The sequence below is a fragment of the Borborobacter xinjiangensis genome (genome assembly GCF_047739745.1).
In the GTDB taxonomy this organism is placed as follows: domain Bacteria; phylum Pseudomonadota; class Alphaproteobacteria; order Rhizobiales; family Rhizobiaceae; genus Pseudaminobacter.
Window position 1 is genome coordinate 25,327 of the sequence record NZ_JBLLVA010000037.1, and the last position, 7,442, is coordinate 32,768.

The 7,442-nt window shown below is 59.8% G+C and carries 9 protein-coding genes and 1 pseudogene; 7 read left to right on the forward strand and 3 right to left on the reverse strand.

Annotation, left to right across the window (positions count from 1 at the left end):
• The first annotated feature begins 1 nt into the window (after position 1).
• From ACLKMW_RS23755 to ACLKMW_RS23770, 4 genes are all read left to right on the forward strand, one after another.
• Positions 2 to 355 carry a Rieske (2Fe-2S) protein gene (locus ACLKMW_RS23755; RefSeq protein ID WP_415727006.1) on the forward strand — a complete coding sequence of 118 codons (354 nt, stop codon included), beginning with the start codon at positions 2 to 4 and terminating at the stop codon, positions 353 to 355.
• A gap of 347 nt (positions 356 to 702) precedes the next feature.
• Positions 703 to 918, forward strand: coding sequence for a hypothetical protein (locus ACLKMW_RS23760; RefSeq protein ID WP_415727014.1), 216 nt, complete (start codon positions 703 to 705; stop codon positions 916 to 918).
• Positions 845 to 1,117: a hypothetical protein gene (locus ACLKMW_RS23765; RefSeq protein ID WP_415727015.1), complete on the forward strand. Its 273-nt coding sequence runs from the start codon at positions 845 to 847 to the stop codon at positions 1,115 to 1,117. The genes ACLKMW_RS23760 and ACLKMW_RS23765 overlap by 74 nt, the downstream gene beginning before the upstream one ends.
• Positions 1,118 to 1,410: 293 nt before the next feature.
• A complete protein-coding gene (locus tag ACLKMW_RS23770; RefSeq protein WP_415727007.1) occupies positions 1,411 to 2,301 on the forward strand; it encodes an oxygenase MpaB family protein in 891 nt (296 codons plus the stop codon).
• Here the strand turns inward: ACLKMW_RS23770 and ACLKMW_RS23775 are convergent.
• The 3 genes from ACLKMW_RS23775 to groES all read right to left on the reverse strand — a co-directional run bounded on the left by ACLKMW_RS23775 (position 2,255) and on the right by groES (position 5,364).
• Entirely contained in the window at positions 2,255 to 3,166 is a 912-nt protein-coding gene (locus tag ACLKMW_RS23775) for a hypothetical protein (protein WP_415727008.1), read from the reverse strand. The genes ACLKMW_RS23770 and ACLKMW_RS23775 overlap by 47 nt on opposite strands.
• Before the next feature lie 201 nt (positions 3,167 to 3,367).
• Positions 3,368 to 4,996, reverse strand: coding sequence for a chaperonin GroEL (gene groL, locus ACLKMW_RS23780; RefSeq protein WP_415727009.1), 1,629 nt, complete (start codon positions 4,994 to 4,996; stop codon positions 3,368 to 3,370).
• A 53-nt stretch (positions 4,997 to 5,049) separates the two neighbouring features.
• Positions 5,050 to 5,364, reverse strand: coding sequence for a co-chaperone GroES (groES, locus tag ACLKMW_RS23785; RefSeq protein WP_415727010.1), 315 nt, complete (start codon positions 5,362 to 5,364; stop codon positions 5,050 to 5,052).
• Between the two features lie 313 nt (positions 5,365 to 5,677).
• Here groES and ACLKMW_RS23790 point away from each other — a divergent pair, with 313 nt between their 5' ends.
• From ACLKMW_RS23790 to ACLKMW_RS23800, 3 genes and pseudogenes are all read left to right on the forward strand, one after another.
• Positions 5,678 to 5,923, forward strand: a complete 246-nt coding sequence (locus tag ACLKMW_RS23790) for a hypothetical protein (protein WP_415727011.1) — start codon at positions 5,678 to 5,680, stop codon at positions 5,921 to 5,923.
• A gap of 122 nt (positions 5,924 to 6,045) precedes the next feature.
• A complete protein-coding gene (locus ACLKMW_RS23795; RefSeq protein ID WP_415727012.1) occupies positions 6,046 to 6,324 on the forward strand; it encodes an usg protein in 279 nt (92 codons plus the stop codon).
• Between the two features lie 240 nt (positions 6,325 to 6,564).
• Positions 6,565 to 6,696: pseudogene (locus ACLKMW_RS23800) on the forward strand (Hsp20/alpha crystallin family protein); the annotation flags it as partial.
• Between the last annotated feature and the right edge of the window lie 746 nt (positions 6,697 to 7,442).

Below are 7,442 nucleotides of genomic sequence, written 5' to 3' on the forward strand. Positions count from 1 at the left end.
CATGACTTCGAAACACTTTGCTTGCAAGACGTCGGAGGTTCCTGGGGACGCCGCCAAAATTGTCAGCATCGGCAGACTGTCGGTGGGCCTCTTCAGGTTGGACGACGAATTTCACGCCCTTCTGAACGTTTGCCCCCACAAGGGTGCCGCGCTTTGTGAAGGTCCGGTTTGCGGAACCACGAAGCAGACGGACAGGACGGAATTCATCTATGATCGGGCAGGCGAGTTGGTCCGTTGCTCCTGGCACGGCTGGGAGTTCGACATCCGGACCGGTGAATTTCTTGTCGACAAAAGCATTCGGACCAAGAGCTTCCCGGTCACTGTTGAAGACGACGATCTCTACGTCACGATCTAGCCTCACGTCATACCTGTGGTGAGCATCCATTCCGACTTCGACCTGCCGCGGGCGATCCTTGTAGTCGTCCGCGTGGCCACACTTCAACGGCGCTACAAGCTGCAAGCACGATCCTGCTGCTGGTCTCGGAGATTGCCGCGACCATCCTCTTCGGGCTTGTCGCCGCAAGGCGACCAGGACGCGGCTGGCGCCTGGCGCTGATCACCCGCGGATCTGTGCCATCTGATGGCGTCGGCCGCGATGGCGATTGCCGCAGTTCTACCCAAAAACGAGTTCTCTGAGCGCAGTCTCATCTTCACCGTGCTGTCGGTGACGTGTTGTCGACGCTCGCCATGACTGCTTACCCGATGATCACGCAGTCAATCGGCCTCGATGCACGGGCCACTGGCATCTTCTTCGGTGGCACCATTCACGACGTCGCTCAGCTGGGTGGGTGCAGGCTTCTCCGTATCGCCCGAAGCGGGCGACACAGCCACCCTCGTCAAGCTCATCCGCGTCACCATGCTGGCGCCTGTTGTGCTGACCTTCTCGCTCGCGACCCCGCAGTGCGGTTCCGGCGCTGAGGCTGGCACGCGGCCGTCGCTGCTGCCCAGCTTCGTCATCGCCTCCCTAATCATCGCCGCCGTCATTCCTTCGGTCTTGTTCCCCCGGCAGCGTCGACGGTCGGTATGGAGACATTGCGACCGGTCGACTTGCACCTTACCGGAAGTACGCCAATTTCTCGCGATTTTCCACGGGCAGCTATACGGTGCATTTTCCTGATTGCTGCCCGACCGCTCGCGGCCCCATAGTTCCCGGTGCTCAGCTTGGTCGCTCCTTGCGCTAACAGCCCAATCCACATGCCTACGCACCTCGTCCTGCTACCGCCCATGCCCTTATGGCAAGCGAATTTCGCGTTCAGTATAATAGGGAGCCGCCGCTGAACGTGTTGTTTCCGGCGGCCGCGCGCTGTGTCATCACGCAAGGAGCAGAATGGCAACCTTTCCACCGCGTTGCAGATCTCGAGGCTGACCACCACGTGAATGTCATACAGACATGATCAAAAGAGCAGGCCAATGCCCATTTTCGACCGCATCCTTGATCCCACTGCTCAGTTGATGCAGCCACCACGTGGGCTGGATTTCGACTTCACACAACCAGTGGGGGAGCCCGCGCTCATTTCGCCGGACTCGATTTCGTGGCGTATTTTCAAGAACCCGGTGACGCTCTTCGTTGGTGGGATAGCTGCAGTCATCCTCGAGCTGGCGGAGCCGTCAGTCCGCTCCGGCGTATGGAACCACAGCACATTCCGGACCGACCCCGTCATGCGATTGCGCCGTACAGGCGCTGCGGCGATGATGACGGTCTACGGACCCAGAAGCGCGGCGGAAGCGATGATCGCCCGGGTCGTCAGGATGCACGACGCGGTGCGCGGCGAAACACCAGACGGAACACCCTATCATGCCAACGAACCTCGGCTTCTCTGCTGGGTCCAGGCAACGGCATCGTTCGGCTTCATCGAGGCCTATTCACGCTTCGCCAGCACACTCACCCAAGCAGACAAGTCTCGCGCATTTGCCGAAGCCGAACCGGCCGCGCGCCTTTATGGTGTGCAAAGCGCACCGCGTTCTGTAGGTGAATGGCAAGCAATGCTGAGCGATGTCATGCCGACACTGGAGCCATCGGCTACCATCTTCGAGTTCCTCGACATCATGAAGGAAGCTCCAATCGCTCCTGGCTTGCATCCTTTGCAGCGATTGCTTGTCGCCGCCGCTGTCGAAATCCTGCCCCAAGAGGTTCGCATCAGGTTGCGGCTGGAAGACCATGGCCTTGGGAGGGTCAAGTCTCAATTAGTTGCAGGCATCGCGCGCCTTGCGGACATAGTGCCCATCCGTGCGGCCCCTCCTGCAAAGGCGTCCGTCAGGCTCGGCAGGTCGCCAACCTTCCTTTATGCATGGCGTCACTAGCAGGAACCTGGATAAATCGACACTGCGCAGCTTCATGCGTGTGGTCACGATGCTCTATGCTCCAGCGGGCGCGGCCAGATAGAAGTCGGCTAGCGTCTGCGAAATTCGACTGATCACTGTCGCCCGTTTCCCAGCCGGGCATCGGAATACTCGTCGATGCCGCATCCGGCGAACGCGTTCTCGTTTTTTCGAGATGACGCAGCCTCCCATTGCATAGCCGGAACCAGACCTTCGACCAGGAATGCGGTCTGCTCCGTTCCCGAGAGACGATTCTCGCCGTTTTTGGAGTACGAGATGTCCTTTCGGTCAGCCCGTTCTGCCATTGCAGGGCGAAGCCGAGGCGATCCTTGAGTGTGACCGCAATCTGGCTGGCACCTTCGACAATGTGATGAGTGGTAATGACATATCCGTCGGCAACATCGACGATCACCCCGGAGCCCGCGCTCAAGCGCGGTGGCCGCCTTGGTATCTCCGTCAGGTCGAAGAAGCGGTGAAAATAAGGATCGGTGTAGAGTGGTTTGCGCTCGGCCGGCGCACCGGAGCTGACCTTGATGTTGACCACCGCTGGCGTGACCTCCTGCAGCACATCGGCGAGAAGCCGCGCGTCCATGATCTGCGACGTAGCGGTCTGAGCGTCTGAGCACTGGCGCGGCATTGCACCCAACCAAAGATGGAACAATGGCGGCGACCAGAATGGCAAAAAATCGGTCATCCGTCCGTCGCCGCCGGGTTTTTCAAAGAACCTCCTTTTCAGGAGGGTTGATTGCTGGCCCCAGTCACGCGCTGCCGGTTTTCTGCGGAAGTTGCCGATACATGCTGCGCAGCAAGGAACATCAGGGCTGAAGCCACTGTGCACCGCCGCCAACCTGCGTTCTCCGCCCTGTCGATCAGCCCGTCGAGGAGCGGCCTCAGCACATCCTTGCATTCAGCTTCGTAGGCGACGAACTCGCGCGCCTGGTGCTGCGGCGAAGCAACCGTTTCGACATTTGCGATAACGTTCATGGACGATCTCCTGCCTAATCGAAGAAGGCCCGCTCCCCAACGGAGCGAGCCTGCATCGAACCGCTTAGAAGTCCATGCCTGCGCCTGCCGGCATTGCCGAAACGGCCTCTTTCTTCGGCTTCTCCGCCACCATCGCCTCTGTCGTGACCAGAAGACCTGCAACGGAAGCGGCATCCTGCAGCGCGGTGCGCACAACCTTGGCCGGGTCGATTACGCCCTGTTTGTAGAGATCGCCGAACTCATTCGTCTGGGCATTCCAGCCATAACCAAAGTCGGCCCTTTCGCGCAGCTTGCCGACGATGATCGAGCCTTCGGCGCCAGCGTTTTCGGCGATCTGCCGCACTGGAGCTTCGATCGCGCGGCGCACGATCTCGACCCCGTACTTCTGGTCGGTGTTCTCGGTGATGACACCGTCCAATGCCCTCGCTGCGCGGAGCAGGGCCACGCCGCCGCCCGGCAGCACTCCCTCCTCGACCGCAGCGCGGGTCGCATGCAAGGCGTCGTCTACGCGGTCCTTCTTCTCCTTGACCTCGATCTCGGTCGAGCCACCGACACGGATCACCGCCACGCCGCCGGCGAGCTTGGCCAGTCGCTCCTGCAGCTTCTCGCGGTCGTAGTCCGACGTGGTCTCCTCAATCTGCTGCTTGATCTGAGCGACGCGGCCCCGGATCTCCTCCTTGCGGCCGACCCCATCGACGATAGTGGTGTTCTCCTTCTCGATAACCACTTTTTTGGCGCGGCCGAGCATCTGCAGCGTCACGTTCTCCAATATGATGCCAAGGTCTTCGCTGATTGCAGTGCCGCCGGTCAGGATCGCGATGTCCTCGAGCATGGCTTTGCGGCGGTCGCCGAAGCCCGGAGCCTTGACGGCGGCGATCTTCAGGCCACCACGCAGTTTGTTGACGACGAGCGTGGCCAGAGCCTCGCCCTCAACATCCTCAGCAATGATGAGAAGCGGTTTGCCGGCCTGCACTACGGCCTCGAGCACGGGAAGCATCGCTTGCAGGTTGCCAAGCTTCTTTTCATGGATCAGCACGTAGGGCTCTTCGAGCTCGACGCGCATCTTGTCCTGGTTGGTGATGAAGTACGGCGAGAGATAGCCGCGGTCGAACTGCATGCCCTCCACGATTTCGAGTTCGGTCTCGGCGGTCTTGGCTTCCTCGACAGTGATGACGCCCTCATTGCCGACCTTCTCCATCGCCTCCGCCAAGAACCGGCCAATCTCGACATCGCCGTTGGCCGAAATGGTGCCGACCTGGGCGATCTCGTCGTTCTGGGTGACCCTGCGCGCATTGGTTTTCAGTTCAGTAACAATGGCATCCACCGCCTTGTCGATGCCGCGCTTCAGGTCCATCGGGTTCATGCCGGAGGCAACCGCCTTGGCTCCTTCCCGGACAATCGCTTGGGCGAGTACGGTCGCGGTCGTGGTGCCGTCGCCGGCGATGTCGTTGGTCTTGGAAGCGACTTCGCGGACCATCTGCGCGCCCATGTTCTCGAACTTGTCCTCAAGCTCGATTTCCTTGGCGACGGAGACGCCGTCCTTGGTAATGCGCGGGGCGCCGAACGACTTGTCGATGACGACATTGCGCCCCTTGGGGCCGAGCGTGACCTTCACCGCATCGGCGAGGATGTTGACGCCGCGCAGCATGCGCTCACGTGCGTCGGAATGGAATTTGACTTCCTTGGCAGCCATTGGATCACTCCTTCAATAGGCAGCTTTCTTGACTGGTATTTGTCTCGGTCCGGTCACGCGGCCTTCTTCAGCGTGGCGGCTTGCTCGATGACACCCATCACGTCGGTTTCCTTCATGATGAGCAGATCCTCGCCGTCAAGCTTGATCTCGCTGCCCGACCACTTGCCGAACAAGATGCGGTCGCCGGCCTTCACGTCGAGCGGGACCAGTTTGCCAGCCTCGTCGCGCGCGCCGCCGCCGACGGCGATCACCTCGCCTTCCTGCGGCTTTTCCTTGGCAGTGTCTGGGATGATGATGCCGCCAGCCGTCTTCTCTTCGGCTTCGATGCGGCGGACCAGGATACGGTCATGCAATGGACGGAACGTCATATCGTTCTCCTCAAGGACAAACAGATTTTGAGAGGTCCCTCCGCTCCGGCCCGGAGCGGGGCTCGCGCAACCCTCTTCGGCATCGCGCGCGATCTCAAGCTAGTTTTGCGCTTATCCGGTTTCAAGAGGGGGAGCGCAAAAATTCGACACTCGCCTACGCCGACTGCAATGCGTTGTAATCTCTGCGGATTTTTTGAACCGCGGGAGGCTCTGCGGTCTTCAACTTGGCAAACATTTCTCCAAGATTCGTGTGATCTCAGCGCCGATTATCGGCGACAACAACAGGAGTTTATCTGCCAGCGGAGGGCCATCGATGGACGAGAAGCCTGCCCCGATCACCCCTTCCATCGCACTCGAAACCCCCGGACCTTTTCTCGATCGGCCTTTGACGCCGGCGCGGTTCTTCAAGCATCCGGAGGACATGCTGGACGACCGCACGCAGGATGCGCGGGAAAAGGCGCGCCATACTCTCATCCTGGGCGTCGGACGTCTGCGCGGTGGAATCGATGCCGGCGCTGCACCAACCTCCCGGCGCAGAAAACTTTGCCCCTTTCGATGAGATCATGGATGCGCTGGTGAGCCTCGATCGGATGCCTACGGCCCCGCCGCGCGCCGAGCGGAACTCGAAGCAACCCGAATGGCTTGTAGCTTCGGTTCAACTTTTTGCGAAAGGAGATTTGCATGGGAAGCCGCGTGAGTCGGGAGTTCCGTCTGCAGATGGAGGGCTACGGTCTTACCACGGCCGAAATACACTACCACTTGCCCGACCATTCCAAGCTGCTGCAGCTTTTCGTGTGGCAAGAATACGATCTCGCGCCGGAGTTTCCAGAACTGCGCGGGTTCCTCGATTATTGGACCGAGAACCTGGAGGGCGCGCTGCACTCCGTGCGCGTCGCCCACCATCGGCTCATCAGGCCGTCCGAATGGAAGGCGGTGGACGGCATCATCGGTCTTCATTGAGAGGTGTGGGACAGCGATGCTGCGCGCTGCATCGCTACAAGTTTTCGGGACGTCACTCTTCTTCATCGGATTTCAAGAGATCAATCAAGGCTGGACGCGCGCGCCTGGTAGACATCGTCTCTCGCCCCACGTCGCCACGTCCCATAGTCACGGTTCGATCCCTTTATGTTCGCCTCACGAGATGAGATAATGCCGTTAGTCTGAATGGCGTTCTACGCTCAGCAACTCGACAGCCGGGCCGGCGTTTTGACGCTCAAGGGCGAGAAGCGCGCCGCCACTGATGACAAGGACCGCCAGTTCTCCGAACGGTTCTATGGCCGTTCCGAGCGGCGTATCCCGGTCGGGTACGAGGCCAAGCAAGCCTTCATCGATTAATTTGGGGGATTCATTTCAACTCTAAGGGCGATCGTGGTAAGGGCAAGCTCGGGTAGAAGGGTGAGGAGCGACGAATGGCAGCTGGTGACGAGAAGCGGCCCCTTACGTCTTCCGGCGGTCCTGATTGGAGAGCGGGCGCAGTAGTGCTTTGTCTTCTTGCTTTGGCGCTCTGCGCCTCCCTGGGTTGGCTCTTTATCTAAGCCGTGATGTAAGCCGTGTCCTCCGAAACATGCGTGAGCATTACGCAGCCACTGACTCAATCATTCCCTGCTGTTTCCTCTCCTGAATTTTGGACAAGGTCCAACCCGGACGCCGGACTTGTTCCGCGTGGGAAGCCTCTAGCTGGTGAGAGGTGCGGTGGGCTTCCAATCCACATGACACATTCGCAAATCCCGAACATTTAACGGGTGCCCGATAGCAACTCAGCATCGCCACGATGCAATTAAGTTGTATCCAACCTGCAATTACATTCATTTGACCTGCATATTCCCTGCACCATTTCCGGTGAATGAGCAACCAACCCGAGGTGGCGCTGAAATGCGGTCTTCGATGCTTCCGAGTCGCCCACTGCGAGACTCCATTGGTCATCCCTCCCCACACACCTGTGTTCCGGTTCTGAACACATCGGCCACTAAGCCACGACGCCGGCCTTCTCACGACGACAGGATCAACTGATATGCTGGACAAGAACGCGAACGTGTCGCGGGCTGGGCACTCGCCGCTTTCGCTGAGTGACGTCTCCA